This window comes from Mycobacteroides saopaulense, assembly GCF_001456355.1.
Lineage (GTDB): Bacteria > Actinomycetota > Actinomycetes > Mycobacteriales > Mycobacteriaceae > Mycobacterium > Mycobacterium saopaulense.
The window spans coordinates 183,817-210,478 of record NZ_CP010271.1 but is presented as its reverse complement, the minus strand read 5'-3'; the positions used below and the strand labels follow the sequence as shown (position 1 = coordinate 210,478).

The window sequence follows — 26,662 nt, the reverse complement described above, 5'->3', positions numbered from 1 at the left end:
CGTGGGTGAGTTTGACGCACGAGGGTTCGTTACCTGATGCGAGGCGGTGATCGCCATTAGGATTTCAGCCATCAGTTCTTGAACCCGTCGCCGAGGAGGAATCCGCTGTGCCCGCTGCCCAGAACGAATCTCAGGCCCTCGGCGACCTCGCCGCACGGCAGCTAGCCAATGCCACCAAGACAGTCCCCCAGCTGTCTACGATCACCCCACGGTGGCTGCTGCACTTGCTGAACTGGGTCCCCGTCGAGGCGGGCATCTACCGGGTTAACCGGGTCATCAATCCCGACAAGGTCGCGATCCACAGCGAAGAGCAGGGCGAGGGCGAAGCCCCGCTGCCGCAGACCTACGTGGACTACGAGACCAACCCGCGCGAGTACACGCTGCGGACCATCTCCACTCTGCTGGACATCAACACCCGGGTCTCGGACCTGTACTCCAGCCCGCACGACCAGATCGCCCAGCAGCTGCGCCTGACCATCGAGTCCATCAAGGAACGTCAGGAGAGCGAGCTCATCAACAATGCCGAGTACGGCCTGCTGGCCCAGGCCACGCCCGAGCAGACCATCAAGACCCTCGGTGGCCCTCCCACCCCGGATGACCTGGACGCCCTGATCACCAAGGTCTGGAAGACCCCCGGCTTCTTCCTCACCCACCCGCTGGGCGTGGCCGCCTTCGGCCGTGAGGCCACCCGCCGTGGCGTGCCCCCAGTGGTAGTCAGCCTGTTCGGTGCGCAGTTCATCACCTGGCGCGGTATCCCGATCATCCCGTCCGACAAGGTTCCGGTGAAGGACGCCAAGACCAAGTTCCTGCTGGTGCGCACCGGCGAGGAACGCCAGGGCGTCGTCGGCCTGTTCCAGCCGGGGTTGGTCGGCGAGCAGGCACCCGGTCTGTCGGTGCGGTTCACCGGCATCAACCGGTCGGCCATCGCCTCGTACCTCGTCACCCTGTATTCGTCGCTGGCTGTGCTGACTGATGACGCACTGGCCGTTCTCGACGACGTGCAGGTGGACAAGTTCCATGTCTACAAGTGACGAGATTCCGGTAGCGGACAGTCCGCCGGGGTTCCCGTCATCGGCTGAGTTGGCCGCACTGGCCACTCAGCTGTTCTGGGAGGCAACACCCACAGGAGCGCCGGGCATCGACACTCCGGGACCGGCGGTACCGGTCGCGCCCCGGGGCACCGTCCCGGACGCGACCGCCGGATCGTCCGCGGCCGCCACGGCGGGTGCGCTGGCCAGCCCGTACGCGCCGGCGCCCGTGGCGGACGCGCTGTCGACGGCCACCGTGGCCCCGCCAGTCGCGGCCTTTGGTTCGGGTGCTCCCGACGGTGTTCCCGGTGCGGTGCCGGTGGCCCCGCGCGGTGGTGGCGGTGACCTGACATCGGGCACCTCTGCCGCGCACACCGCAGCAACGGGTTACCCGACAACGGGTCTGGCCGATTTCGCGGTGCCCTCGGGGCTGGTTCCCACCATCCCCGGCGTGCTGGCCAGTCCCGTCTCCGTCACACCGGCGTCGGTCACGCGGGTGGCACCTCATTCGGAGGCGCCGTCAGTACCGGACCTGGGGTGGACCACCCCGGTGGCACCGACCGGCGGTGACGAGGCGAGCTACTACTTCCTGGGCGGGGCACCGGCCGCGGCACCCATCCACGAGGACGCCCGGGCCTTCGACGTCGCATCGATTCGGGCGGATTTCCCGATCCTGTCCGAGACCGTCAACGGCAAGCCGCTGATCTGGTTCGACAACGCCGCCACCACGCAGAAGCCACAGTCGGTGATCGATCGGCTGGTGCACTTCTATCAGCACGAGAACTCGAACATCCACCGTGCCGCACACGAATTGGCGGCGCGAGCCACCGATGCGTACGAGGATGCGCGTGGTGCGGCCCGCAAGTTCCTGGGTGCCGAGGCGGACGAGAACATCATCTTCGTGCGCGGGGCGACCGAGGCCATCAACCTGGTGGCCCATGCCTGGGGCGGCAAGAACCTCGGGCACGGGGACGAGATCGTCATCACCCACCTGGAACACCACGCCAACATCGTTCCGTGGCAGTTGATCGCGAAGAAGACCGGCGCCGTCATCAAGGTGGCCCCGGTGGACGACGCCGGCAACCTGCTGCTGTCCGAGCTGGAGGACCTGGTGGGTCCGCGCACCAAACTGGTTGCGGCCACTCAGGTTTCCAATGCATTGGGGACGGTGACCCCGGCCAAGCAGATCGTCGAGATCGCGCACCGCTACGGCGCGCGTGTGCTCATCGACGGCGCGCAGTCGGTACCGCATCTCGCGGTGAACCTGCAGGAGCTGGGCGCGGACTTCTTCGTCTTCTCGGGTCATAAGATCTACGGCCCCACCGGGATCGGCGTGCTGTACGGCAGCGAAGACGCGCTGGCCGAGACGCCGCCGTGGCAGGGCGGCGGCAACATGATCGCCGATGTCACCCTGGAGCGTGCGGTATTCCAGGGCCCACCCAACAAGTTCGAGGCGGGCACCGGAAACATCGCCGATGCCGTCGGACTGGGCGAGGCGCTGCGGTATGTGGAGCGCATCGGCATAGACCGCATCGCCGAGTACGAGCACGCACTACTGGAGTACGCGACACCGCGGTTGGCCGCGATTCCCGGCGTGCGACTGGTGGGGACGGCCGATCACAAGGCATCGGTACTGTCGTTCGTGCTCGACGGGCACGATCCCGTCGAGGTGGGCAAGGCACTGAATGCCGACGGCATCGCGGTGCGCGCCGGACACCACTGCGCGCAACCGATTCTGCGCCGGCTCGGGCTGGAGCAGACGGTCCGGCCGTCGTTCGCGTTCTACAACACCTTCGACGAGATCGACGTCTTCATCGACGCGGTCCGGCGCCTGGCGGAAAGCGGCGGCCCCAAGGCGTAAGGCTCAGTTCGTCGAGCGCATACCGCACGCAGGTGTTTCGCGGAAATAGCCTGCACCTGGTATGCGCTCGATGAGCTTTCCCGGGTGGGTTCACCCCGAGCGGCCTACCACCGTCAGCAGCACCGCCGAGTCCTCGATCGCCGTAAGGTCATGGCGCTCTTGCGGAATGACCACGTAGTCACCGGCACCAGCCGCCGTGGTGGCGCTCGCGGTCGCAAGCTCGACTCGTCCGCTCAGCACCAATAGTGTTGCCTCACCAGGGTTTTCGTGTTCGGCAAGCCGGTGGCCAGCGGCCAGCGCCAACAGCACCTGCCGCAACGCGTGGCCCGTGCCGCCGTGCACGGTGTGCGCCGCCCGGCCACTGCTCGCGTGCCGTGCCGTTTCGATGCGCTCCTCACCCAGGGCCGTCATCGAGAGGACATCCATGCCCTCGCCTCCTCTACTGGTGTTGGGATACCGGCTGCAACGCCAGGCTGACCGTGCAGTCCCCGTGCCCGGCATCGGGCGACACCGTGACCTGGAACTGCCCGCCGACCGCGTCGGCGTTGACGTCGAGCACCTCCTGAATGAGGCCTCGCTGAATCCCGCGCACCACCTCCGGGGCAGTCGTGGCGATCTCGGCGAGTGGGCACGAGCAGATCCGCACCGTGACGCTCCCGAACGACATCAGCGTGGACTGCACCGTAAACCCCAGTTCGCCAAGGGTTTCCACCACCAGGTCGACGGCAGGCAGCGGGGCGCGACGGCGGGCCACATTCACCCGATGCGCCAGATCGGCACCCACCAATGCCGCCCGTGACTCACGCTCGGCGGACGTGCCACCGAGATGTACCGCGAACAGCGACACCACGTCGGAGTAATCCAGGCGCGGGGCGATCGCGTACACGAGGCTAGGTCTGCCCGCCTTCTGCTCGGCATCCCCGCTGCGCCGCACGATATGCCCCTGCTCTTCCAAGGTCTTCAGGTGAAACCGCACCGTGGTGATGTGTATCCGCAAGCTGTCGGCGATGTGCTGCGCGCCGACCGGCACAGCCGCCTCGCGCACCAGCCCCAACACCCGCTCACGCTGCTCACCCGCCCTGCGGTTACCGGTCATTCGGGACGGACACCGACAAGTGCGACCGCAGTCAGCGCGCCCTTGTGCTGATTGAACGTGCGGCGCATGGCGAGCACACGTTTGCGCGCACCTCCGTGCAGGAGAACGTTTTTCACCAGATGAAGGGCGCCCAGAATGCCTTCGTCGGCGATGACGCGGCGCGGTTTCAGCAAGGCCATCGGAGCCCGGTCGGTGCTCACCACCTCAAATCCCGAGACCCGCAGCAGCTCGCTCCACTCGGCCACCGTCAGCGGCCTGGCGTTGACCTTGATGGAGCGGGCAAGTGCGCGGCGAATATTGTCCTTGGTCTCGGTGTCGACGGAGTCTGGTGTCAGGCCGAGTTCGTGGATCGCGTACCGGCCGCCGGGTCGCAACACCCGATAGGCCTCGTCCACGATTGCCCGCTTGGCCTTGTCGCTCTGCATCGTCAGCATCGCCTCGCCCACCACTACGTCGGCGCTGGCATCTGGTAGGCCGGTGCTGGCCGCGTCCGCGACAATCACCCGTCCGCCACACGGCGCCACGACGTCACGCACCGACTGGGTGGCCGCCGCGGTGTCATCTACGCCGACGTAGGACCGGGGCCGCAGCGCCACGATGTCCCGCGCGGTCCGTCCGAGTCCCGGCCCGAGCTCCACCACATCGGCGTCGGTCACCCGTCCGGCGGCCAGCAGACGGGTGGTCAGTTCCAACCCGCCGGGGCGCAGAACACGCTTGCCCAACCGCGCCAACAGCCAGTGCCCCGGAAGGTCCTCGTCCCGGCGACCAGCCAGAGGAAGTATTTGTTTCTCGACCATACCTCCAATTTAGAGGATAGATATCCTTTTAAATAGGCCTACGTTGCCGGGAGTTGGATTCATCACGGAGACAACCCTCCCATCGCGCTGGCGCTCCCACTACCGTTACCGCGCGTGACTGCCTCGACGACGTCCCTCAACGCGATCACCGATGCCACCCAAGCCGCCGTCGCCGAAAACCCGGCCGCGGCGACGGTCGTGTTCAAGGCATCCGCCCAACCGGAGGGCACGGTCGGCAGCGAAATAGCGCTAGGCAAGTACCGCGTCCACGTCGACGAGCCGCCGAGCCTGGGCGGGCAGAACACGGCACCCAATCCCGTCGAGTACTACCTGGCGTCGCTGCTGTCGTGCCAGGTGGTCACCTACCGGTTCTGGGCGGAAAGGCTGGGGGTACAAGTCGATTCGCTGAGCGCCAGCGCCGAGGGTGACCTCGACGTGCGCGGCTTCTTCGGCCTGGACGACACCGTGCGGCCGGGCTTTCAACAGATCCGGGTCACCGTGACGGTCTCCGGTCCGGACGCCGACGAGCGCTACCGCGAACTGCAAGAGGCCGTCGACGCGCATTGCCCCGTGTTGGATCTGACCACCGGCACCACGCCGGTGGTCACCACACTGCTCACCCGGCCGCAGTCGTAAATCCTTTGCCGGGCGCCCGGTCCGCCTGACAGCATCATCGGCGCCCGCCCTAGACCGCGCTAACCGGTACGTGCGGTCCGCTGCTCGCGCAGCCGGCGAGGGAGGCAGCCCGTTCGAGCCGGGCCGGGACCCAAACGTTCGTAAGCGTAAGAGCGGTGGCGGAGGGATTTGAACCCCCGGACGGTGTTAGCCGTCTCTCGCTTTCAAGGCGAGTGCATTAGGCCGCTCTGCCACGCCACCGTCGGCAAGCCTAGCCGCTCCCCGCGACCGCCTACTCCCCGCCGCGTCCCTCGGCATCGTGCAGCGCCTCCTCGGCCCCCTCACCCACCCGCCGGAAGCTCTCGGCGATGGCCGCCTGCTGCGGCCGCGTCAGGCGCATCAGATAGTGCTCACGCACACACTCGGAATAGGTGCGCATCGCCGCCTCGCCCAGGGTGCGCCCCTGTTCCGTCAGCGCCGCCAACACCGCCCTGCGGTCCTGGGGCATCGATCCCCGCTTCACCAGGCCCTGCTCCTCAAGGCGACGCACCTGGTGGGTGATCCGGCTACGCGAGGCCAACAGACTGGTGGCGATATCCCCCATGCGGCAACTGCCATTCGCAGATCGCAACAACTGCTGCAGCACATGAAAATCAGTAAGCGAAATACCGTGCGATGCAACCATCTTTCGGTTCAGCAAGAAATTCAGCCGATTTGTTGCCACCCAAAAGTTTTGCCATGAACGAAATTCGGCGAGATCTAGCCCTGGGACTTCACTCTCCGAACGTGTACTCATACGAACTCCCCCCTTCCCACCGACCACGCTATGGCCTAGACCGCGCCTCCACACGCTGTGTCCAGTAATCCGGCGGCCGATAGCTCGGCATAGTCTGGATGCTATGCACGCTATCACCGTTGACAATCCAGGCGGACCAGAAGCGCTGTGCTGGAGTGAAGTTCCCGATCCAATTCCGGGTCCCGGCGAGATCTTGATCGACGTGGCCGCCGCCGCAGTTAATCGAGCGGATCTGCTGCAACGTCAGGGTTTGTACAGTCCGCCATCCGGAGCAAGCTCCATTCTGGGTCTCGAATGCTCGGGAGTCATCCGAGAACTCGGCCCGGAAGTCACGCAATGGTCTGTGGGACAACCCGTTTGCGCACTGTTATCCGGCGGCGCCTACGCCGAGAAGGTGGTAGCGCCTGCTAGCCAGTTGCTACCGGTACCCACCGGCGTCGAAATCGATATCGCAGCCGCCCTTCCCGAGGTCGCGTGCACCGTGTGGTCGAACATGATGATGACGACGAAAATGAGTGCAGGACAATCATTTCTGATACATGGCGGCGCCAGTGGTATCGGTACGCATGCCATCCAGCTCGCCAAGGCACTCGGGGTGCGCGTCGCGGTCACCGCCGGGACACCCGACAAGCTCGACGCATGCCGCGATCTCGGTGCCGACCTGACCATCAACTATCGCGATACAGACTTTGTACAGGCCGTTCACAGTTTTACCGACGGCGTGGGCGTCGATCGGATCCTGGACATCATGGGAGCGAAGTATCTGGACCGGAATGTGGATGCTCTCGGCAATGACGGACACCTCGTCATCATCGGCATGCAGGGTGGCGTGGTCGCCGAATTGAATATCGCCAAATTGATCGCCAAACGCGGCTCGATCACGGCCACCACCCTGAGGGGCCGCCCCCTCGCCGGCCCCTCCGGCAAGGCCGCGATCGTCGAGTCCGTCGTGCAGAACGTGTGGCCGCTCGTCGAAAAGGGCACGGTACGCCCGGTGGTAGGTGCCGAGGTGCCCATAAGCCAGGCTGCCGAAGCGCATCGCTTGCTGGAGAACGGCGAGGTCGTGGGAAAGGTACTACTGAGGCTCTAGTCAGCCCGGCGAAGGTCAGCCCAGCGAGGCAACCGCGCGCACCAACTGGTCGACCTCGGCCGCCGTCGAATAGTGGCCCAAACCAACCGTTATCGCGCCACCGATCTCGTTGACGCCGATGGCGTCGAGCACCCGCGAGCTGGTGTTGGCGATCGCACACACCCCGTTGTCAGCCAGGCGCTGCACCACCCGGTCCGCGGGAATCCCGATCACGGTGAAGCTGAGCGCCGGAATCCGGTCCTCCGGGGCCCCGATGACCATGACGCGCGGCAAGGTCCGCAGCGCGCTCACCAGGTACCGGAACAGCCAGTCCAGATATGCGCCCGCAGAGTTCAGAGACGTCAGCAGCCGCTCACGCCGGGTGCCCGATGCGGACTCGTCCAAACCGGCCAGGTACTCCACGCTGGCGACCAGGCCGGCCAGCATCGCGAACTGGTGTCCGCCCAGTTCCAGCCGCGCCGGGCCGCTCGCCAACGGGTTGAGCGAAATCGAACTGATGGAATCGAGCAGCGCGGGATCACGGAAGACCAACGCGCCCACCGGTGGTCCGCCCCAGGCCGTCGCGTTGAAAGCGATCACGTCGGCGTCCAGATCCTCGATATCGAAGCCGCGATACGGCACCAGGCTGGAACAGTCCATCACCACCAGGCCGCCCACCGCATGCGCGAGCTTGGTGGCCTGCTGCAAATCCGGCACCGTACCCAGCGTCGACGAGGCCGCCGTCACCGCCACCAGACGAGTCGGCTTGGTAATCAACGACTCCCACTGCCAGGACGGCAGATCACCGGACTCGATGTCCACCTCGGCCCATTTGACCTTGGCGCCGTACCGATTGGCCGAACGCAGCCACGGCTGCACATTGGCCTCTTCGTCGAGCCTGGAGACCACCAGCTCGTAGCCCAAGCCGGCCTTCGACGACGACCCCTCGGCCAGTGAGTTCAGCAGAACGGCGCGGTCACTGCCCAGCACCACCCCGCGCGGATCGGCACCCACCAGATCGGCGGCAGCGTGTCGGGCGGCCTCCAGAACGGCTGCACTGCGCCGCGCGCTGGGGTGCGGACCCCGCGTGTCGGAGAAGGATCCCCGGAAGGCTGTGGATACAGTCGTAGCAACCGCATCGGGGATCAACATCCCGGCCTGGGTATCGAAATGTACCCACCCGTCGCCGAGGGTCGGGTGCAAACCACGCACCCGGGCGACGTCATAAGCCATGCCAGACACCTTAGATGCTCACCACAGGTCACGGCGCTGAACCCGTCGTTGCACCACGCCCCGACGGACGACGGTCAACGGCGCCGTCTCGTGTAGTCATACTAGAACAATGTCGTTCGCTTTCGGGGTGGCTGCGGCACTGCTGTTGCTGTTCATCCCAGGCTGGCTGATTGGCCGAGCCTGCGGGCTACCAACGCATTCGGCCGCCGTCACCGCACCTGCTTTGACCTATGGGCTAGTTGGGCTCTGCATCGTTGCCTTCGGCTCAATCGGCATACCGTGGAACTCACTTTCCGCCGGGTTTGCGCTTCTCGGCGCGATCGTCCTCGCGCGGCTGCTGTGCCACCGGCTGCGGACAAAAGAGCACGCGGAACAATCCGCGTCACAAAATCGCGCCGCACTGCTCGCCGTCACGTTCGGCATCGCGGTCGGATCGGCGCTCATCTTCTACGCGTTCCTGCGCGGGCTGACCAACTGGCAATCGATCCCGAGCACCTGGGACTCGATGTGGCACGGCAACACCATCCGCTACATCCTCGACACCGGGCAAGCATCGTCGACCCGTATGGGCGACCTCCGCAACGTCGAGACGCACGCCACCCTGTACTACCCGTCCGCCTTCCACGGGCTGGCCGCGGTGCTCTGTCAGCTGACGGGGGCGGCCCCCACCACGAGCTACACGCTCTACTCGGTCGCCGGGTCGCTGCTGTTCCCTCTCGGCGCCGCGGCACTGACCTGGCAGATGCTGCGCGGCCGCAGCAGCCTCACCTTCCAGGCCGGCGCCGCCGCCACCGCCGCCGCCCTATCGGCCTCGTTCAGTGCGCTGCCCTACGTCGAGTTCCACGTCTCGGCCATCCCGAACCTGGTGTCCTTCGCCCTGGTGGGCTCGGCGGTGATCGCCATCACCGGCGTCGTCGCCGACCGCAGCCGCATACCGGTGGCGATCCTGGCGTTCGTCGGTGTCGCCTCCGTACACACCTCGGGCGCCATCGTGGTGGTGGTCTTCGTAGCGGCCTGGTGGGTACTCGCACCACTGTCTCGTTATCGAGGCAAAGAGCCAAAATCCGCGCACCGCATGGGAAACGGATTCGTGCCGCTGGCCATCGCGGGTGTGGGCTCGCTGGTGCTGCTCTATCCGCAACTGCGCACGCTGGTGCAACTGTCCGAGATCATCGCCGGGCACCAGTTCGCCACACCCTGGGGTAAGAAGCGTGCGCTATTGGATGCCCTCACCCAGCACACCCGCCACCTCGCCGACTACCCGGTGCAGTCCGCGCTGCTGTGGCTGGCGCTACTCGGCGCGGTTGTGCTGATTGCCAAGCGTGTGTACTGGCCCATCGCCGTATGGCTGCTGCTCATCGTCGCGATTGTCCACTCCTCCAGACCCTTCGGCGGTTTCGTCGGCCACGCGGTGGCCTTGTTCTCCGACGCGTTCTACAGCGACCCACGCAGGCTGTCGGCCATCGTGTGTCTGCTGCTGGCACCGGCCGCGGGGCTCGGTCTGTTCGCGCTGGCGTATGCCGTGCTGTCCCGGCTGCGCGGCGAGCGCATCCGCACGTGGGGCCTGGTGGCCACGGCGATCGTGTTGGCCGCGGTATGCGGATTCTCGGCACGGCACTATTTCCTGCCGCACAAGTATCTCGTCGGCGCCAAGTACGACCAGGTGATGGTCGGCCCCAAGAAACTCGAGGCCTTCGCCTACCTGGCCACGCTGCCCGGCGCCAAGGACACCACCATCGGCGACGGGAACGTGGACGGGTCGGGCTGGATGTACGCGGTGGCGGGTCTGCACCCGCTGTGGACGCACTACGACTTCCCGCAGCAGCAGGGCCCGGGCTATCACCGGTACATCTTCTGGGCCTATGCCGACGACGCCGATACCGACAGGCGCGTGGCCGAAGCGGTGCATGCGCTGAACATTCGCTATGTCATGACCAGTACTCCCGTGGTCCAGGGGTTCAAGGTTCCCGACGGACTAAGGTCGTTGGACATATCCCGATCATGGAGAAAGCTCTACGACAACGGCGCCGCCCGGATCTACGAATGGGTCGGCGACCGGAAATCAGATGCGGAAGGTGACAGATGACCCATCCCGGTCATGATGAGGACGACGACCAGGTGATCATCCTGGGCGCAGACGACTCCGACAAGGGTGCCGACGGCCTGGACGACGATCTGTCGGTCACCGATCTCGTCGAGCAACCCGCCAAGGTGATGCGAATCGGCACGATGATCAAGCAGCTCCTCGAGGAGGTGCGCGCGGCTCCCCTGGACGATGCCAGCCGCTCCCGCCTGCGCGAGATCCACGCCACCTCCATCCGCGAGTTGGAGGACGGGCTGGCACCCGAGCTCCGCGAAGAACTGGAGCGTCTGGCCCTGCCGTTCAACGAGGACAGCATTCCGTCCGATGCCGAGTTGCGCATCGCCCAGGCACAGCTGGTGGGGTGGTTGGAAGGGTTGTTCCACGGGATCCAGACCGCCCTGTTCGCGCAGCAGATGGCAGCCCGCGCACAACTCCAACAGATGCGTAAAGGGGCTCTGCCACCGGGTCTTTCAGTGCCTGCGCAGGGTGGCGGCAGCGGCACCGGCCAGTATCTGTAGGCCCCCGGAAACATGGTCAGTATCCAGACCCACGAGGCGTGGGTGGAGTTCCCGATATTCGACGCGAAATCACGCTCGCTGAAGAAGGCGTTCCTTGGCAAGGCCGGCGGTGCCATCGGACGAAATGAATCGAATGTCGTGGTGATCGAGGCGCTTCGCGACATCACCCTGTCTCTCAAGGAGGGCGACAGAGTCGGGCTCGTCGGCCACAACGGCGCAGGTAAATCGACTCTGCTGCGGCTTCTTTCGGGAATCTACGAGCCCACCCGGGGCAGCTCGTACGTGCAGGGGCGGGTCGCGCCCGTGTTCGACCTGGGCGTGGGCATGGACCCGGAGATCTCCGGGTACGAGAACATCATCATCCGCGGCATGTTCCTGGGACAGACCCGCAAGCAGATGCAGGCCAAGGTCGACGAGATCGCCGACTTCACCGAGCTGGGCGAGTACCTCTCCATGCCGCTGCGCACCTACTCCACCGGCATGCGTGTGCGCCTGGCCATGGGCGTGGTCACCAGCATCGACCCAGAGATCCTGCTGCTCGATGAGGGCATCGGAGCGGTCGATGCCGAATTCATGAAGAAGGCACGAATCCGGTTGCAGCAGTTGGTGGAACGCTCCGGCATGCTGGTCTTCGCCAGCCACTCCAACGAGTTCCTGGCCCGCCTGTGCAACACCGCGATGTGGATCGACCACGGCACCATCCGGATGAGCGGCGGTATCGAAGACGTGGTCCGCGCCTACGAGGGCAATGAAGCCGCCGACCACGTGGCACAGATCCTGGCCGAAGACGACCAGCATGCCTGACAGCGTTGTCGCCGTCATCGTCACCTATCGGCGTGCGGTGGAACTGGCCGAGTCGCTGCGGATCGTCGCGACACAGACCGTCACCCCCGACCACCTCGTGGTGGTGGACAACGACAACGACCCCGCCGTCAAGGCTCTGGTCGACGGTCAACCCGTCGCCACCACATACCTGGGTTCGAGCCGAAACCTCGGGGGTGCAGGGGGATTCGCGCTCGGCATGCTGCATGCGCTCACTCTCGGCGCCGATTGGGTATGGCTTGCCGACGACGACGGCCGTCCGGGCGGCCCCGATGTGCTGCAGACCCTGCTGGCCTGTGCCCGCAAGCATCGTCTCGCCGAGGTATCGCCGATGGTGTGCGACATCGACGACCCGGGCCGGCTGGCGTTTCCGCTACGCCGCGGCCTGGTGTGGCGGCGTCGGGTGGAAGAACTGCGCACCGATGATGCGGGCCTGGGGGCATCTCCCGCTTGCGGGGAACTGCTGCCCGGCATCGCCTCACTGTTCAACGGTGCGCTCTTTCGCGCCGAAACCCTGGAGGCCGTGGGCGTACCGGATTTGCGCCTCTTTGTGCGCGGCGACGAGGTGGACGTGCACCGTCGACTGGTGCGCTCGGGCCTGCCCTTCGGAACCTGCCTCGATGCGACGTATCTACACCCCAACGGCGCCGCCGAATTCAAACCGATTCTGGGCGGACGCATGCACACCCAGTACCCCGACGATGCCACCAAGCGGTACTTCACCTACCGCAACCGCGGCTATCTGATGTCCCAACCCGGCATGCGCAAGCTGCTACTCCAGGAATGGGTGCGTTTCGGGTGGTACTTCCTGATCACCCGGCGCGATCTGTCCGGGTTTCGTGAATGGATTGCATTGCGGCGCTTGGGCAAACGCGAGCAATTCGGCAGGCCAGGCAGCCCTGCACCGCAGGTCGAAGGAGAGTGACGTTGACGAACGAGATATTGGAATTGTCTTCGGACTCCCGGACCTTCAAACGTGCATGGCGTGATCTGTCCGAAGGTTTCGAGCATCGTCAGCTGTGGCTGCAGCTGGGCTGGCAGGACATCAAGCAGCGCTACCGGCGCTCGGTGCTGGGCCCGTTCTGGATCACCATCGCCACCGGTTCCACCGCCCTGGCGATGGGAATCTTGTACTCGCAGCTGTTCAAGCTCCCGCTTGCCGAGCATCTTCCCTACGTGACCATCGGTTTGATCGTCTGGAACCTGTTCAACGCCGCGATCCTGGAAGGCTCGGACGTCTTCGTCGCCAACGAAGGCCTGATCAAGCAACTACCTACGCCGCTGAGCGTGCATGTCTATCGGCTGGTGTGGCGGCAGCTGCTGTTGTTCGCGCACAACATCATCATCTTCCTGATCGTCGTCGCGGTGTACCCGCCGCACTGGCACTACACCGATCTCAGTTTCATCCCCGCCTTGATACTCATCACGCTCAACTGCCTTTGGGTTTCCCTGGTTTTCGGCGTGCTCGCCACCCGCTACCGGGATATCTCACCGCTGTTGGGCAGCCTGGTTCAGCTGCTGTTCTTCATGACCCCGATCATCTGGAACGAGAACATGCTGAGCGAGCGGGTCGGCAAGCTGGCCACCGTGGTGCAGCTCAACCCGTTCGTACACTTCCTCGCCATCATCCGTGATCCGCTGCTCGGGCTCGACCAACAGCTCCACCACTGGATCATCGCGCTCGCCATCACCCTCGTCGGCTGGACCGTGGCGATCGTGGTGATGCGCCAATACCGGGCCAGGGTCCCGTACTGGGTGTAGACATGCCGACGAGATCCGCCCGGGGACACGCATGGCTGCTGGTGTCCGCCTGCGCTGCACTCATCGTGTTCGCACTGCTCTGGCTGGGCTATGCCCAGCAATGGAATTGGCTGTCCCGGCTGGACGTCGCGGCGCTGGCGCCGGCGCATGACTACGGAATCGCGCACCCGGGCTGGATCACCGCCTGGGATGTGGTCGCCACCGTCTTCGGCCCCGGTGCATTCCGCCTGGCCGTGGCCGTCATCATCGTCGTGCTGCTGGTGCGGCGCCAGCGACGCACGGCGGTGTTCCTGCTGATCACCGTGGAGCTGAGCGCGTTGGTGACCGAGATCGCCAAACTGTTGGCGGGACGCCCGCGCCCTGCGACCAAGTTGGTCGACGCGTACGGATCCTCGTTCCCCTCCGGGCACGCCCTGGGTGTCATGGTCTGTGTACTGGCATTACTCACGGTGTTCACGCCGAAAGCGGTTGCGGCATTTCGCCCCTGGCTCGCGGTTCTCGGCGGCGCGCTGATTCTGACGATCGGCGTCAGCCGAGTTCTGCTCAATGTCCACAACCCGTCGGACGTAATGGCCGGATGGGCGTTGGGCTACGCGTACTTCGTTGCCTGCCTGCTGATCCTGCCACCACGACCGGTCAGGGCAGCGGCCGAAAAACCGCCAGCGCTCGGTAGCGAACTTTGAAGCTGGCCTCCGAGACCTTGTCGCCTGCCTCACCGTCACGCGCGAGAGTGGTAGGCCCATCGATTGCGGTAAAGGAGAATTCGGGCACCTGCAGCTCGTGGTAGAGCGGGCTGCGCTGCAGCCGCCCCAGCGCCAGCGCCGTCAGGATGCGTACGCCGCTGAACTTGCGGCCCGTCTCCAGGATCCGCACATCGATCAGGCCATCATCCATGCGACTGCGCAGCGATGGCGCGAAACCCGAAGGCAGATAAACAGAATTGCCCAGGAAGAACAACGATGTCTGGATGGTCTTGTTATCGAATCGGATACGCACCGGATGCTCGCGCCGCAGCATGTGCAGCATCGCGTACACGGCTGCCAGCGGCTTGCCAATCCGGTGTTCGAGCCTCTCACGGATCTGGACGAACTTGGGGTACGACCCGATGCTGGCGGTGTTGATCACCACCTGGCTCTCGTTCAGATAGAGCAGATCGACGCGGCTGACCGTTCCTCGGCGGATGGCCTCGGCCGTTTTGGCCACGCTGTCGCAGCCGATGTCTTTGGCGAAGTGATTGAAGGTGCCACCGGGGAAGACCGCCAGCGGTGTATCGATCTCGGCCGCAACGCCCGCCGCGCAAGCCACCGTGCCGTCGCCACCGCCCACCGCGAGCACCTCGGCGCGGCGCGCTGCCGCGCGCATCACCTCGATGACATCGTCGTCCTTGTTCAGTTCGACAATCTCGGTGTGTGGCAGAGCCTTCCGGACCTGATCCAGAATTCGCTGCCCGGTGCCGTCGCCGGATGCGGGGTTGACCACCAGCACCACACCCTCGCCCTCGGGGCGCGCGACGGTCTCTACCCGCAGCGGATCTCCCGCAGGGACGGCCGTCTGCACGATCGGCGGCACCACACGCGCGCCCAGCACCGCGATTCCCGCGCCGATCCCGAATCCCGCGAACACGTCTCCGGGGTAGTGGACGCCGGTGGCCACCCGCGACAGGCCTACCAACCCGGCCAGTAGCGAGAGCCCAAAGCCCAACGGCGGACTCTCCAGACCGACGCCTACCGCGAAGGCCGCCGCACTCGCCGAGTGCCCCGAGGGCAGCGATGACGACGTGGGCACGCGCCTGCTGCGCCGCATCAGTGGCACCGAGAGGTGGTTGGGCCGCTCCCGCCGCCGCAGCCGCTTGGCCACCTGGTTGGTGACGGCGCTCGTCACGGCCAGTGTCAGCAGCCCACGCGTGGCACCCCGCTGCATCGCCGGCTTACCGAACATCGCCAGCCCGGCGCCGATTCCGATCCACAGCTTGGAGTGGTCCGCAGCGCGGGTGAGCCGGGGCATGACGGCGTCCAGCAGCGGGCTCGGTGACTCCGCAATAGCTTCGAAGACTTCGCGGTCGAGCGTGCCGAGGCCGTCGCCGATCTGGCGCAGACCGCGAAGAGAATTCCGAGATGGAAAGAAACCCATGCGGCCCAACATATCCCGCATGGAGTCCGGGCGGCGGCTATCCGTCAGCAGTTGACGGCCGGCGGCTTGGCGCCGGCCCGGAACGACACGTGCACGTGATCCATGTGGTTGGCGGTCGGGCTGCCGCGGTTTTCCATCATCGACCAGCCATTGCCGTCGTTATAACGCTGCTGCCAGATCACGTAGGTCACGCCCAACCGATCACGGTTGGCGAGAACAAAATTCGCAAGAGCGGTACCCGTGGAGTTGGAACTCGTCATGAAGTCCAGGGCCAATCCGCGACCATGATCGCCACCGCCACCGCGGCCGTTCGCACCGCCGATGTCACCGATGCCGAACATCCCCTTGAGGAAGTTTCCCGCCTGCGCCACCGCGGGCTGAGCGCCCGCCAAGACCGTCGAGCAGGGCTTGATGGCTCTGGCCCTGGCCTCCAACGCCAATGCCTCGGCCGAGACGTAGCGCCGGTCACGCTGCGCCCGCGGCAGGTCGGCAATGAGCGCGATCGCCTGCTGCTCGGGCTTGATCGAAAGCTGAACGTCGGGCTTGCCGACTTCGCTCACAACCCCCATGACGGCGGCACCGGCAACGAGTGACAGCGCCAGACCCGCGAGGCGCGAGGGCGGCATCGCGGGCCTCTTCTTCCCGTCCTTCGCACGCCATCTCGCCAAGAGCACCTGGTCAGATTACGAAACGATCACGCTTCTGTCACGCCGACTGGAAAGAATGTGGCAAAGCTATCCACGGCGAGGAGGTGCGTTGCGGGTAGTGACAGCGATGCGATTCCACGCGTTGATCGTCAGGATCATCCCGATGATCTGTCCCAGCTCGCGGTCGGTGAACACCTCCGCCGCACGCGCATAGGTGGCGTCGGACACGTGCTCACCTGCGGAAAGAACGGTCGCCTCCTCGGTGAGGGCCAGCGCTGCCTTCTCCCGTTCCGTGTAGATGTCGCCGGCCTCGGCCCAGGCGTTCAACAGGTAGATGCGCTGTTCGGTCTCGCCCTGCTTGCGCGCATCGTGGGTGTGCATGTCGAGGCAGAACGCGCAGTGGTTGAGCTGTGATGCGCGGATCTTGATGAGCTCGGCCAGACTCGGCTCGACGTCCTTGGCCGAGGCGATACTCAGGGCCATCATGGCCTCGTACACCTCGGGGGAGACCTTCTCCATGCGGATTCGTGGAGTCGTCAGTGTGTGTTCGATTGTGTGCGTCATGCCCTCAACGCTAAAGCCGTAAAGGCCCACTTTCATGGTTCAATTCGGCCGTGAATTCATGGGCCAATTCGAGTGCGTCGGAGACGCGGCCCCTCAGCCACGACCTGCATCTCGACCTGCGGCACACCATCACCCCGGGAACCCGGGGAGTACGCGAGCTGCTGATCTCCGCGCTGCGCGATGCCATCAGATCCGGGCGCCTGACGGTGGGCTCGATGCTGCCGCCGTCACGCACCCTGGCATCAGACCTGGGACTGGCGCGCAACACCGTCGCCGAGGCCTACTCCGAACTCGCCGCCGAGGGTTGGCTCGAATCGCGCCAGGGCTCGGGAACCCGGGTAGTCAATCGCGGACAGAATCAACTGCCGCCACGGCCGCGCGGTGCGGGCTCGCCCCCACCGCACAACCTCATGCCCGGCTCCGGCGATGTCACCGCGTTCCCGCGTGCCGACTGGCTTGCTTCGGCCCGCCGCGCACTGAGCAGCGCACCTCACGAGGCCCTGCGCGCCGGGGACCCGCGCGGACGTCACGAATTACGTTCGGCTGTATCCGAATACGTGGCGCGGGTGCGCGGCGTGCGGACCACACCCGATTCGGTCGTCATCTGCGCGGGCACCCGCCATGCCGTGGAAATCCTGACCCGGATGTATGGCCTGACCCAGCCGATCGCCGTGGAGGCCTACGGCCTGTTCATCTTTCGCGACTGCATCGAGGCGACGGGCGGCACCAGCACACCGATCGGATTCGACGACGCGGGTGCGGTGGTGGACGACTTGGAAGACTTCGATGTGCGTGCCGCCCTGGTCACCCCGGCCCACCACTTTCCGCACGGACTTCCGCTGCACCCGGCTCGGCGCACCGCGGTGGTGCAGTGGGCACGTCGCACCGACTCCTACGTTCTGGAAGACGACTACGACGGCGAGTTCCGCTACGACCGTCAACCCGTCGGTGCGCTGCAGAGTCTGGATCCCGATCGCGTCGTATACCTCGGCTCGGCAAGCAAGAGCCTGACGCCCGTGCTGCGCCTGGGCTGGATGGTGCTGCCCCCGGAACTGGTGGATACCGCCGTCGCGGCCGCGGGCGGCGGACAGTGGTACGTCGATGCGATCTCGCAGCTGACCATGGCGGACTTCATTGCGGGTGGCCACTACGACCGGCATATCCGGCGAATGCGCACCCGATATCGGCGCCGCCGCGACCTGCTCATGGAACGTCTCGCCGACTACGACGTCGGCGTCCGGGGACTGTCGGCGGGACTGCATCTGCTGCTGACACTGCCCGACGGGGCCGAGCCCGATGTGCTGTATCGCGCCGCGGAGGCGGGTGTGGCGCTGGCGGGACTCTCCCGGCTGCGCCACCCGCTCGCCGGCCCACACATCCCCGATCCGGATGGCGTGGTGGTCAGCTTCGGCACACCCGCCGATCACGGTTTCGGACCGGCCGTCGAGGCGTTGTGCGGTGTCCTGGAAGCCGCCGGCCTGTGACGGTGGCACTGTCTGGCAGTGCCATGCCTCGTCGTGGCAGCAGGTCACGGCGAGAGTCGGGGCATGCCTACCTTCGAGTCCTCCGCCGGTCCCATCCACTATCGCGACAGCGGAGACGGTCCGCCGATCGTCTTCGTGCACGGGCTCTTCGTCACCGGGACCATGTGGCGCAAGATCATCGACCCACTGAGCGAGCGCTTTCGTTGCATCGCGCCGGATCTTCCGCTCGGCGCACACAAGGCCCCGATGCATCCCGGCGCCGAGCTCACTCCACGATCGGTCGCCGGACTGGTCCGCGAGCTGATCGGCGGCCTCGATCTGCACGACGTGACCGTCGTCGCCACCGATACGGGCGGAGCCATCACCCAGCTGCTGCTCGCCGGCGGGAGCGACCGAATCGGCCGGGTGGTCCTCACGCCCTGCGATTCCTTCGACAACTTCTTGCCGCTGTCGATACGCGTCTTCCAATACTGGGCGCGCGTGCCGGGTACCGACTTCGTGTTGCGCCCCTTCAAGCTGAAGTGGGCACGGCGGGCGCTCGGAAACACGCTCGCCAAACACTCGATCCCCGACGAGGTGCTCGGTGAATGGGTGCGGCCGCTGCTCGCGGACAAGGCCGTGCGGCGCGACGTGCGGGCCTTCCTGCGCGGTATCGACAACCGCGACACCCTGGCCGCAGCCGAGACTCTGCGTGGCTTTGACAAGCCGGTGCTGCTGCTGTGGCCGCGCAAGCTGCCGTTCTTCCCATTCGCACACGCCGAGCGCTGGGCGGCGCTGCTGCCCGACGCGAAACTCGTCGAGGTGCCCGACAGCTACACCTTTGTCAGCGAGGACCAGCCCGAACTGATGGTGCGAGAGATCGAGGCATTCGCCGCCCAACGCGTGTGAGCGGCGATCACCTGTCGGCCGCGGCCTCGAAGAACCACGACATGACCAGAGCACCGGGATCTTCGACGCCACGCGCCGCATCGCCCACATAGCTGGCACGGCCACGGGCGGCCCGTGAGTCCTTGGTGGCCTCCACCCCGGCCGATGCCGCATCGGCCGCGGACCGGAGCGCGGCGGTAAGCGAGCGTTTCCGTTGCGCGGCGTCGTCGAGGGCGTCGGCCGCCGGCGACACGGCGTCGACGACGGTCTTGTCCCCCACACGCGCTCCGCCGAGGGCCTGGATCTGATCCAGCGCCTGACGGACCGCGCGCGCAAGCAGGTGCGTAGACCACGGTTCCTCGGCCAGCCCGGCGTACAGCGCACGGAAGAACGTGCCGAACACCGCACCGGAGGTGCCACCCGCCCTCACGAAGTACGACGTCGACAAGGCCAACAACACCTCGGCGTCGGTTCCGCGCAACGGCAGCACGTAATGCCGCAGCGCGGCAGCCATGTTGGTGCCGAAGTCGCCGTCGCCCGCCCTCCGATCGAGTTCGGTGAGTGCCGCCACGGACTCGCGTACCCGCTCCACAAACGCCGAGAGCCAGCGGTTTTCCTCCCCGCGATCGGCACGGTCGTCGGGCTCGACGATCGTGCCGTCGGTGAGCTCGGCAACCCGCGGGCCCGTCACCGCCGGCCACGCCGGAGCACCGGTGGGCGCATCCCACAGCTCGACCATCTCGGGATCCGCACGCACCACCGTCAGCGACGCGCCCGCCATGTCCAGCGCGGTCACGAAGCTGCCGACCAGACTTCGGGCCACCACGATTCCCGCGGCCCACAGCTGCGCAGCCACCTCACCGAAGAGCAGATTGAGCTCCAGCGAATGTGTGGCCCCGAGGCCATTCACCACGACGATCACCTCGTCGCCATGCTTCACCCCGGCCTCGGGCAAGATGCGGGGCAACAACGCCGCCACGATGTCCGATGCCGTGGCGACCGGCGCGCGATCGACACCGCGCTCCCCGTGAATCCCGATCCCGATTTCCATCGCGCCGTCGGGCAGGTCGAATGACGGGACCACCGAGCCCGGGACGGTGCAGGGGGCGAGCGCCACCGCCATGCTGCGGGCCGCCGCCGCCACCCGACGGCCGAGTGCGGCCACCGCGGCCAAGTCGTCCCCGCGTACGGCCGCGGCCCCACAGAGCTTTTCGACGACCACGGTGGCGGCCGTCCCGCGCCTGCCGGGTTTACCGGCGTCCGCGGTATCCGTGGCAACGTCGTCGTCGACCAGAACCACATCGGTACGCACAGCGGATTCCGCGGCGATCTGGCGTGCGATGGAAAAGTTCATCACATCGCCGGTGTAGTTCTTCACCACGTGCAGCACGCCCCCACCGGCATCGGCGGCCACGGTGGCTCCCGCGATCTGCAGGGCATTCGGGGAGGTGAAGATCAGGCCGGGACAGGCAGCGGTCAGCATGCCGTGACCGATGAAGCCCGCATGCAGCGGCTCATGACCGGAGCCACCACCCGAGACGATGGCCACCTGGCCCTGCGGCAACGGCGAATCCCTGATCAGGTAGCCGTGTTCGCGATTCCAACGGAGGTCGGCGGTCGCCGCCACCAGCCCACGCAACGAATCCGGGATGAAGCGCTCGGGCGCGTTCAGGAAGTTCCGAGAGGAAGCCATGCGGTCACGCTATGACTCCCGCACCGAGTGCGAGCGCTTACTCGTCGTCCTTGGCGTGATCGGCGACTCCGGGGTTCGGATCACGTGACAAGTCGATCAGCGGATCAACGCCCTCACCCTCGGCCCGCTCATGCCTGCCGTGCCCTGGAGTCGTCATAGCTGCCCCTCACGCGTCGATGTTCCAGCAATCCTTCGCGACCCTACCCGGGCGCGAAAGACCCCGCCCGCCATCTTTGGATCACGCCCTTAACCAGACTATGCGAAGCTCTGCCGGTGCTTCCCAACGAACACTGGCTCTTTGACGAGTATCGGCAACAATGCGCAAGCCGGGGCAGGGTGCTGACCGCCCTGGATTTCGGCTGCGGCAACGGCAGACTGATCACGCACTCCCAACAGAGCGGTGACGCCGACTTCTGGGGCGCCGATACGTACTACGGAGAGGGCGAGATCTACGCCCACGACGGCAAAGAGGTGATCCCCGAAACCACCCGTCAGCGGATCAAGCTGCTAGAGCCGGGCAAGGCGCTGCCGTTCGACGATCACACCTTCGATTTCGTGTGCTCCAACCAGGTACTCGAACACGTCGAACAGCTCGACGGCGTTGTCGACGAGCTGGCCCGCATCACCAAGCCCGGAGGTGTCCACATCCATCTGTTTCCCACCAAGGAACTGATCAGCGAGGCACACCTGGGCGTCCCCTACGTGCACCGACTGCCACCGCGTTACCGCGAACGCTGGTCGCGCGCGTTCTATCCCCGGGCCAGATTCGCCGACACCACGTCCTCGTTCGACGAATGGTGGACCAGCATGGGCCCATTCTTGGAGCACAAGACCTTCTATCGCGGCCGCCGCGAGTACGACCGCGCGCTGGCCCGACGCTTCCACGTCGCCCATGTCGAACCGCGGAAGCTGAACTACCACCTGAGCCAATCGCGGCTGCGCCGGATGCGCGGGCTGACCGGCGTGCTGCCGGTGCGCACCGAACTGATGCGCGTGGGCGCGGCGGTGCGTCTAGAGCTCCGCGAGGCGGCCTGACATAGGCTCTGGCCCGTGTCAGATGCCCCAGCCGAGCCGGCGCCGCTGTCGCTGACCACCCAAGCGACCCGTTTCGTCATCACCGGCGGACTCTCGGCCATCGTCGACTTCGGGCTGTACGTGCTGTTGCTGCACTTCGGCCTGCAGGTCAACATCGCCAAATCCATCAGCTTCGTGGCGGGCACCACCACCGCGTATCTGATCAACCGGCGTTGGACCTTCCAGGCCGAGCCCAGTCGGGCCCGATTCATCGCGGTGATGGCGCTCTACGGCCTGACCTACGCCGTCCAGGTCGGCATCAACTACGTGTTCTACATGCAGTTTGAGGACAAGCCGTGGCGGGTGCCCGTGGCCTTTGTCATCGCCCAGGGGACGGCAACCGTCATCAACTTCGTCGTCCAGCGCGCGGTGATCTTCCGGATCCGCTGAGCCGCTACGCTCAATTACCGATGACAACTCCGAAGTCCGAGCTACCTCTCACTCCGCGCGCCCTCACCGGCTTCGGCGGTACCGCCCCCACCGTGGCGCACGTGCTCTCCACCCCCGATGTCGACGTCATTGCCGAGGCGGTCCGCAGGGTCGCCGACGCCAGCTCCAGCAGCCCAGACCACCTGCGCCGCGGCATCGTCGCACGCGGTCTGGGCCGCTCCTACGGCGATCACGCGTGCAACGGCGGCGGGATCGTCGTCGACATGACATCGCTGAACAAGGTGCACGCGATCAGCGCCGAGACGGCGGTCGCCGACGTGGACGCGGGCGTGAGCCTGGATCAGCTGATGAAGGCCGCGTTGCCGTTCGGCCTGTGGGTGCCGGTGCTGCCGGGTACCCGGCAGGTGACCGTGGGCGGTGCCATCGGATCGGACATCCACGGCAAGAACCACCACAGCGCAGGCAGCTTCGGCAACCACGTGTTGTCCCTGGACCTGTTGATGGCCGACGGCGACGTGCACACCCTCACCCCCGACGGGCCCGACAGCGAGCTGTTCTGGGCCACCGTCGGCGGTAACGGCTTGACGGGCATCGTCGTGCGTGCGCGCATCGCCATGACCCGCACCGAGACCGCATATTTCATCGCCGACGGTGTCGCCACCCACGACCTGGACGAGACCATCGCGGTGCACCAGGACGGCACCGAGGACAACTACACCTACTCCAGCGCCTGGTTCGACCTGATCAATCCGCCGCCTAAGCTGGGTCGCGCGGCCGTGAGCCGCGGCAGCCTGGCCACATTGGACCAGCTGCCCGCGAAGCTGGCCAAGGACCCGCTGAAATTCAGCGCACCGCAGCTCCCCGGATTCCCGAACCTCTTCCCGGTCAACTTCATGATCAAGCCGTCGCTCATGGCGATCGGCGAGGCGTTCTACCGGATGAGCGGCAACTACCAGGGCAAGATCGTCAACCTGACGCAGTTCTATCACATGCTCGACATCACAACCGGATGGCAGTATGCCTATGGCCCAAAGGGTTTCGCGCAGCATCAGTTCCTGGTGCCACCCGACGCGCTCGATGAGTTCAAGGGCATCATCCGGTGGATCCAGACCCAGGGCCACTACTCGGCACTGAACGTCTTCAAGCTCTTCGGCCCGGGAAACAAGGCGCCGCTGAGCTTCCCGATGAAGGGCTGGAACGTCGCCATGGACTTCCCGAACAAGCCCGGCGTCAACGAGTTCCTCAACGAGCTGGACAACCGCGCCATGGAGTTCGGCGGGCGGGTCTACACCGCCAAGGACTCACGGGTCAGCGCGGAGAAGTTCCACAAGATGTACCCACGCGTCGACGAATGGATCGCCACCCGGCGCAAGGCCGACCCGCACGGCGTGTTCGCCTCCGATATGGCCCGCCGCCTCGAGCTGCTCTGAGAATTAGCAAGGAAGACAACATGATTGACGCCACGGGCAACCCCCAGACCATCCTGCTGCTGGGCGGCACCTCGGAGATCGGCCTGGCCATCGTCGAGCGTTACCTCGAGAACGCCAAAGCGCGGGTCATCCTGGCCGACCTGCCGAACGCGCCCAAGCGGGAGGCGGCCATCGAGCAGATCAAGGCCGCGGGCGCCAAGTCGGTCGAGTATCTGGACTTCGACGCCGTCGACACCACAAGCCACCCCGCACTCATCGAATCCGCTTGGGCACAGGGCGATGTGGATGTCGCCATCGTCGCCTTCGGAGTTCTCGGCGATGCCGAGGAGCTCTGGCAGAACCAGGCCAAGGCGGTGCTGAGCGCGCAGGTCAACTACACCGCCGCCGTCTCCGTCGGCGTGCTGATCGGCCAGAAGATGAAGGCACAGGGCTTCGGTCAGGTCATCGCGATGTCCTCGGTGGCCGGCGAACGGGTGCGCCGCTCCAACTTCGTCTACGGCTCCACCAAGGCCGGTCTCGACGGGTTCTACCTCGGCCTCGGAGAGGCCTTGCGTGAGTTCGGCGTCCACGTGCTGGTGGTCCGGCCGGGCCAGGTACGCACCACCACGACCATCGAGCATTGGAAGGCCACTGGCGCCAAGGAGGCGCCGTTCACGGTCGACAAGGAAGAGATCGCCGAGTTGGTGGTGGCCTCGGCCGCCGCGGGCAAGGAGCTGATCTGGGCACCGGGCCAGTGGCGATTTGTGATGTCGGTGCTGCGCCACGTTCCGCGTCCCATTTTCCGCAAGCTGCCCGTCTAGGCGCACGATGACGGCCCAGACAGCAGAGGCGGCACGTCGGCACGTACTGGACACCACCAAAGACCTGGCGCTCGCCGTCGTCACGGCCGCCGCCGTCAGCGTCGTCGCGCTCACCGCCATCGCACGGGTGGAGTGGCCGGCCTTCGGCTCGTCCAACCAGCTGCACGCGCTGACCACGGTCGGCCAGTTCGGCACCATCGCCGGGTTGGTGCTGGCCGGGATTCTCTGGCGCCGGGGCCGCCACACCGTCGCGAAAGTGCTTTCCCTGCTGTTTCTCTCGGCATTCACCGTGGTGACCATCGGCATGCCCCTGGGCGCCACCAAGCTCTACCTGTTCGGGATCTCGGTGGACCAACAGTTCCGCACCGAGTACCTGACGCGTTTCACCGACTCGCCCGCGCTGCACGACATGACCTATCCGGACATGCCGCCGTTCTACCCGGCGGGCTGGTTCTGGATCGGCGGGCGGCTGGCGGCACTCACCGGAACCGCCGGCTGGGAGATGTACAAGCCCTGGGCCATCGCCTCGCTGGCGATCGGGGTATGTGCGGCATTCATCTTGTGGAACAAGATGATCCGCTTCGAGTACGCCCTCATCGTGACCACCGCGACCGCCGCCGTCACCCTGTACTCCACCGCCGCCGAACCCTACGGCGCGATCATCACGGTGCTGCTGCCACCGGTGCTGGTTCTGGGTTACAGCGCGCTCCGGGCGCCCGCGGGCAGCGGCTGGAGCGCCGTCATCGGGACCGGTGTGTTCCTGGGTTTCGCGGCGCTGTTCTACACACTGCTCACCGCGTACGGCGCGCTGGCCATCACCGTCGCGGCCAAGGTGGTGGCGATCGGCCGGATCCGGCGTGACGGCTGGTGGCCCGCCGTGAAAGAGCCCCTGCTGCGCTGGCTCGCCATCGCAGGCATCGCCATCGCACTGGCCCTGGTGTTCTGGGGTCCCTATTTGATCGCGGTCTCGCGGGCCTCGTTGGAGAAGGCCGCATCGGCACAGCATTACCTGCCCAATGACGGCGCCGAGCTGTCCTTCCCCATGTTCCAACCCACCATGCTCGGCGGGCTGTGCCTACTCGGCACGGTGTGGCTGGTGGTGCGGGCTCGCCGCTCGGCGCGTGCCGGGGCGCTCGCGATCGGCGTGGCATCCGTATATCTGTGGTCGCTGTTGTCCATGCTGGCCACCCTCGCCAAGACCACCCTGCTCTCGTTCCGCTTGGTGCCCACCCTCACCGTGCTACTCGCCGCGGCGGGCGCATTCGCCTTCCTCGAGGTGGCCGCCTGGGCCGCCCAGCGCGCCAAGTCCGCCACGCTGGTGGCCACCGTCGTCGGCCTCGCCGGTGCACTGGCATTCAGCCAGGACATCCCCGATTTCCTGCGCTCCGACATCGTCATCGCCTACGCCGATACCGACGGCACCGGACAACGCGCAGACCGTCGCCCGCCCGGCCCGGAAAGTCATTACGGCGCCATCGACAAGGCGATCACCGAACTCACCGGCAAGCCGCGCGATGAGGTCGTGGTGCTCACCGCCGACTACAGCTTCCTGGCGTTCTACCCGTACTACGGCTTCCAGGGACTGACGCCGCACTACGCAAACCCGCTGGCGCAGTTCGACAAGCGTGCAGCCGTGATCAAGAGCTGGGAAGACCTGCACACCGCCGACGAGATGATTCGTGCGCTGGACGCCCTGCCCTGGCGTGCGCCGACAGTCCTACTGATGCGGCAGTCCGGGGACAACTACTCTCTGCGGCTCGCCAAGGACGTCTACCCCAACCAGCCGAACGTCAAGCGGTACACCGTGACGCTGAACAAGCAGCTGTTCGCTGATCCCCGGTTCACCGTGCGCACCATAGGACCCTTCGTCCTGGTCGTTCGGGTACCACCTCAGTAGCCAACTA

The 26,662-nt window shown here is 66.1% G+C and carries 26 protein-coding genes and 1 tRNA gene; 17 read left to right on the top strand and 10 right to left on the bottom strand.

The window, feature by feature from the left end; genetic code table 11:
* Positions 1-107 precede the first annotated feature (107 nt).
* Complete coding sequence (locus tag MYCSP_RS01025) at positions 108-1,031, top strand: family 2A encapsulin nanocompartment shell protein (RefSeq protein WP_005063052.1); 924 nt, start codon at positions 108-110, stop codon at positions 1,029-1,031.
* A complete protein-coding gene (locus MYCSP_RS01020) occupies positions 1,018-2,889 on the top strand; it encodes a family 2A encapsulin nanocompartment cargo protein cysteine desulfurase (RefSeq protein WP_088413027.1) in 1,872 nt (623 codons plus the stop codon). Before MYCSP_RS01025 ends, MYCSP_RS01020 begins: the two co-directional genes overlap by 14 nt.
* A 90-nt stretch (positions 2,890-2,979) precedes the next feature.
* Here the strand turns inward: MYCSP_RS01020 and MYCSP_RS01015 are convergent, their stop codons facing one another.
* The 3 genes from MYCSP_RS01015 to MYCSP_RS01005 are packed head-to-tail and all read right to left on the bottom strand — an operon-like array spanning position 2,980 to position 4,782.
* On the bottom strand, positions 2,980-3,315 hold the full coding sequence (locus tag MYCSP_RS01015; protein ID WP_083018784.1) for a cupin domain-containing protein: 336 nt from the start codon (positions 3,313-3,315) through the stop codon (positions 2,980-2,982).
* A 13-nt stretch (positions 3,316-3,328) separates the two neighbouring features.
* Positions 3,329-3,985, bottom strand: a complete 657-nt coding sequence (locus tag MYCSP_RS01010) for a helix-turn-helix transcriptional regulator (protein WP_083018782.1) — start codon at positions 3,983-3,985, stop codon at positions 3,329-3,331.
* Positions 3,982-4,782 (bottom strand): class I SAM-dependent methyltransferase, encoded by an 801-nt coding sequence (locus MYCSP_RS01005; protein WP_088413026.1) that lies wholly within the window; start codon positions 4,780-4,782, stop codon positions 3,982-3,984. The genes MYCSP_RS01010 and MYCSP_RS01005 overlap by 4 nt, the downstream gene beginning before the upstream one ends.
* Positions 4,783-4,896: 114 nt before the next feature.
* Between MYCSP_RS01005 and MYCSP_RS01000 the strand changes: the two genes are divergently transcribed.
* On the top strand, positions 4,897-5,418 hold the full coding sequence (locus MYCSP_RS01000) for an OsmC family protein (RefSeq protein WP_083018778.1): 522 nt from the start codon (positions 4,897-4,899) through the stop codon (positions 5,416-5,418).
* A 153-nt stretch (positions 5,419-5,571) separates the two neighbouring features.
* Here MYCSP_RS01000 and MYCSP_RS00995 read toward each other — a convergent pair.
* Positions 5,572-5,658, bottom strand: a tRNA-Ser gene (locus MYCSP_RS00995).
* 31 nt (positions 5,659-5,689) lie between these two features.
* Positions 5,690-6,082, bottom strand: coding sequence for a MarR family winged helix-turn-helix transcriptional regulator (locus MYCSP_RS00990; RefSeq protein WP_083018803.1), 393 nt, complete (start codon positions 6,080-6,082; stop codon positions 5,690-5,692).
* A 214-nt stretch (positions 6,083-6,296) separates the two neighbouring features.
* Between MYCSP_RS00990 and MYCSP_RS00985 the strand changes: the two genes are divergently transcribed.
* Entirely contained in the window at positions 6,297-7,283 is a 987-nt protein-coding gene (locus tag MYCSP_RS00985; protein WP_083018776.1) for an NAD(P)H-quinone oxidoreductase, read from the top strand.
* A 15-nt stretch (positions 7,284-7,298) separates the two neighbouring features.
* Here the strand turns inward: MYCSP_RS00985 and MYCSP_RS00980 are convergent, their stop codons facing one another.
* Complete coding sequence (locus MYCSP_RS00980) at positions 7,299-8,495, bottom strand: cysteine desulfurase-like protein (protein ID WP_083018774.1); 1,197 nt, start codon at positions 8,493-8,495, stop codon at positions 7,299-7,301.
* Between the two features lie 109 nt (positions 8,496-8,604).
* Here MYCSP_RS00980 and MYCSP_RS00975 point away from each other — a divergent pair, with 109 nt between their 5' ends.
* From MYCSP_RS00975 to MYCSP_RS00950, 6 genes are read left to right on the top strand one after another with little or no spacing between them, the layout of a single operon-like run.
* Positions 8,605-10,581 carry a DUF6541 family protein gene (locus MYCSP_RS00975; protein ID WP_088413024.1) on the top strand — a complete coding sequence of 659 codons (1,977 nt, stop codon included), beginning with the start codon at positions 8,605-8,607 and terminating at the stop codon, positions 10,579-10,581.
* A complete protein-coding gene (locus MYCSP_RS00970; protein WP_083018770.1) occupies positions 10,578-11,096 on the top strand; it encodes a bacterial proteasome activator family protein in 519 nt (172 codons plus the stop codon). Before MYCSP_RS00975 ends, MYCSP_RS00970 begins: the two co-directional genes overlap by 4 nt.
* 12 nt (positions 11,097-11,108) lie before the next feature.
* Positions 11,109-11,900 (top strand): galactan export ABC transporter ATP-binding subunit Wzt/RfbE, encoded by a 792-nt coding sequence (wzt, locus tag MYCSP_RS00965; protein ID WP_070912184.1) that lies wholly within the window; start codon positions 11,109-11,111, stop codon positions 11,898-11,900.
* On the top strand, positions 11,893-12,843 hold the full coding sequence (gene glfT1, locus MYCSP_RS00960; RefSeq protein WP_083018768.1) for a galactofuranosyltransferase GlfT1: 951 nt from the start codon (positions 11,893-11,895) through the stop codon (positions 12,841-12,843). Before wzt ends, glfT1 begins: the two co-directional genes overlap by 8 nt.
* Positions 12,844-12,845: 2 nt before the next feature.
* Positions 12,846-13,679, top strand: a complete 834-nt coding sequence (gene wzm / locus MYCSP_RS00955; RefSeq protein ID WP_070912469.1) for a galactan export ABC transporter permease subunit Wzm/RfbD — start codon at positions 12,846-12,848, stop codon at positions 13,677-13,679.
* Between the two features lie 2 nt (positions 13,680-13,681).
* A complete protein-coding gene (locus MYCSP_RS00950) occupies positions 13,682-14,362 on the top strand; it encodes a phosphatase PAP2 family protein (RefSeq protein WP_088413023.1) in 681 nt (226 codons plus the stop codon).
* Here the strand turns inward: MYCSP_RS00950 and MYCSP_RS00945 are convergent.
* The 3 genes from MYCSP_RS00945 to MYCSP_RS00935 all read right to left on the bottom strand — a co-directional run bounded on the left by MYCSP_RS00945 (position 14,316) and on the right by MYCSP_RS00935 (position 17,020).
* Positions 14,316-15,809, bottom strand: coding sequence for a bifunctional phosphatase PAP2/diacylglycerol kinase family protein (locus tag MYCSP_RS00945; protein WP_088415347.1), 1,494 nt, complete (start codon positions 15,807-15,809; stop codon positions 14,316-14,318). The two genes, MYCSP_RS00950 and MYCSP_RS00945, sit on opposite strands and share 47 nt — an antisense overlap.
* A 44-nt stretch (positions 15,810-15,853) precedes the next feature.
* Positions 15,854-16,435 carry a hypothetical protein gene (locus MYCSP_RS00940; protein ID WP_083018799.1) on the bottom strand — a complete coding sequence of 194 codons (582 nt, stop codon included), beginning with the start codon at positions 16,433-16,435 and terminating at the stop codon, positions 15,854-15,856.
* Positions 16,436-16,543: 108 nt separating this feature from the next.
* Complete coding sequence (locus tag MYCSP_RS00935; RefSeq protein WP_167346504.1) at positions 16,544-17,020, bottom strand: carboxymuconolactone decarboxylase family protein; 477 nt, start codon at positions 17,018-17,020, stop codon at positions 16,544-16,546.
* A gap of 50 nt (positions 17,021-17,070) precedes the next feature.
* Between MYCSP_RS00935 and pdxR the strand changes: the two genes are divergently transcribed.
* Together pdxR and MYCSP_RS00925 are read left to right on the top strand one after the other, a co-directional pair.
* Positions 17,071-18,504, top strand: coding sequence for a MocR-like pyridoxine biosynthesis transcription factor PdxR (gene pdxR, locus MYCSP_RS00930; RefSeq protein WP_083018761.1), 1,434 nt, complete (start codon positions 17,071-17,073; stop codon positions 18,502-18,504).
* 63 nt (positions 18,505-18,567) lie between these two features.
* Positions 18,568-19,392 carry an alpha/beta fold hydrolase gene (locus MYCSP_RS00925; protein WP_083018759.1) on the top strand — a complete coding sequence of 275 codons (825 nt, stop codon included), beginning with the start codon at positions 18,568-18,570 and terminating at the stop codon, positions 19,390-19,392.
* A gap of 7 nt (positions 19,393-19,399) precedes the next feature.
* On the opposite strand, the gene MYCSP_RS00920 is transcribed toward MYCSP_RS00925, so the two are convergent.
* Positions 19,400-21,064: a dihydroxyacetone kinase family protein gene (locus tag MYCSP_RS00920; protein ID WP_083018756.1), complete on the bottom strand. Its 1,665-nt coding sequence runs from the start codon at positions 21,062-21,064 to the stop codon at positions 19,400-19,402.
* Between the two features lie 273 nt (positions 21,065-21,337).
* Between MYCSP_RS00920 and MYCSP_RS00915 the strand changes: the two genes are divergently transcribed.
* The 5 genes from MYCSP_RS00915 to MYCSP_RS00895 are packed head-to-tail and all read left to right on the top strand — an operon-like array spanning position 21,338 to position 26,655.
* Positions 21,338-22,099, top strand: a complete 762-nt coding sequence (locus MYCSP_RS00915; RefSeq protein WP_157886139.1) for a class I SAM-dependent methyltransferase — start codon at positions 21,338-21,340, stop codon at positions 22,097-22,099.
* Positions 22,100-22,114: 15 nt separating this feature from the next.
* Positions 22,115-22,528, top strand: a complete 414-nt coding sequence (locus MYCSP_RS00910; RefSeq protein ID WP_070912175.1) for a GtrA family protein — start codon at positions 22,115-22,117, stop codon at positions 22,526-22,528.
* A gap of 20 nt (positions 22,529-22,548) precedes the next feature.
* Complete coding sequence (locus tag MYCSP_RS00905) at positions 22,549-23,958, top strand: FAD-binding oxidoreductase (RefSeq protein WP_083018752.1); 1,410 nt, start codon at positions 22,549-22,551, stop codon at positions 23,956-23,958.
* A gap of 20 nt (positions 23,959-23,978) precedes the next feature.
* The gene (locus tag MYCSP_RS00900) at positions 23,979-24,758 is read left to right on the top strand and encodes a decaprenylphospho-beta-D-erythro-pentofuranosid-2-ulose 2-reductase (protein WP_070912173.1); all 780 of its coding nucleotides are present in this window, start codon (positions 23,979-23,981) and stop codon (positions 24,756-24,758) included.
* Between the two features lie 7 nt (positions 24,759-24,765).
* Complete coding sequence (locus tag MYCSP_RS00895; protein ID WP_088413019.1) at positions 24,766-26,655, top strand: galactan 5-O-arabinofuranosyltransferase; 1,890 nt, start codon at positions 24,766-24,768, stop codon at positions 26,653-26,655.
* The last annotated feature ends 7 nt before the right edge of the window (positions 26,656-26,662 follow it).

Bases quoted from the DNA above. Each gene is read 5' to 3' on its own strand.
- MYCSP_RS01020 (WP_088413027.1), top strand. From the start codon at position 1,018: ATGTCTACAAGTGACGAGATTCCGGTAGCGGACAGTCCGCCGGGGTTC.
- MYCSP_RS01015 (WP_083018784.1), bottom strand. From the start codon at position 3,315: ATGGATGTCCTCTCGATGACGGCCCTGGGTGAGGAGCGCATCGAAACG.
- MYCSP_RS01010 (WP_083018782.1), bottom strand. From the start codon at position 3,985: ATGACCGGTAACCGCAGGGCGGGTGAGCAGCGTGAGCGGGTGTTGGGG.
- MYCSP_RS01005 (WP_088413026.1), bottom strand. From the start codon at position 4,782: ATGGTCGAGAAACAAATACTTCCTCTGGCTGGTCGCCGGGACGAGGAC.
- MYCSP_RS00990 (WP_083018803.1), bottom strand. From the start codon at position 6,082: ATGGTTGCATCGCACGGTATTTCGCTTACTGATTTTCATGTGCTGCAG.
- MYCSP_RS00985 (WP_083018776.1), top strand. From the start codon at position 6,297: ATGCACGCTATCACCGTTGACAATCCAGGCGGACCAGAAGCGCTGTGC.
- MYCSP_RS00980 (WP_083018774.1), bottom strand. From the start codon at position 8,495: ATGGCTTATGACGTCGCCCGGGTGCGTGGTTTGCACCCGACCCTCGGC.
- MYCSP_RS00975 (WP_088413024.1), top strand. From the start codon at position 8,605: ATGTCGTTCGCTTTCGGGGTGGCTGCGGCACTGCTGTTGCTGTTCATC.
- MYCSP_RS00970 (WP_083018770.1), top strand. From the start codon at position 10,578: ATGACCCATCCCGGTCATGATGAGGACGACGACCAGGTGATCATCCTG.
- wzt (WP_070912184.1), top strand. From the start codon at position 11,109: ATGGTCAGTATCCAGACCCACGAGGCGTGGGTGGAGTTCCCGATATTC.
- glfT1 (WP_083018768.1), top strand. From the start codon at position 11,893: ATGCCTGACAGCGTTGTCGCCGTCATCGTCACCTATCGGCGTGCGGTG.
- MYCSP_RS00950 (WP_088413023.1), top strand. From the start codon at position 13,682: ATGCCGACGAGATCCGCCCGGGGACACGCATGGCTGCTGGTGTCCGCC.
- MYCSP_RS00945 (WP_088415347.1), bottom strand. From the start codon at position 15,809: ATGGGTTTCTTTCCATCTCGGAATTCTCTTCGCGGTCTGCGCCAGATC.
- MYCSP_RS00940 (WP_083018799.1), bottom strand. From the start codon at position 16,435: ATGCCGCCCTCGCGCCTCGCGGGTCTGGCGCTGTCACTCGTTGCCGGT.
- MYCSP_RS00935 (WP_167346504.1), bottom strand. From the start codon at position 17,020: ATGACGCACACAATCGAACACACACTGACGACTCCACGAATCCGCATG.
- MYCSP_RS00925 (WP_083018759.1), top strand. From the start codon at position 18,568: ATGCCTACCTTCGAGTCCTCCGCCGGTCCCATCCACTATCGCGACAGC.
- MYCSP_RS00920 (WP_083018756.1), bottom strand. From the start codon at position 21,064: ATGGCTTCCTCTCGGAACTTCCTGAACGCGCCCGAGCGCTTCATCCCG.
- MYCSP_RS00905 (WP_083018752.1), top strand. From the start codon at position 22,549: ATGACAACTCCGAAGTCCGAGCTACCTCTCACTCCGCGCGCCCTCACC.
- MYCSP_RS00900 (WP_070912173.1), top strand. From the start codon at position 23,979: ATGATTGACGCCACGGGCAACCCCCAGACCATCCTGCTGCTGGGCGGC.
- MYCSP_RS00895 (WP_088413019.1), top strand. From the start codon at position 24,766: ATGACGGCCCAGACAGCAGAGGCGGCACGTCGGCACGTACTGGACACC.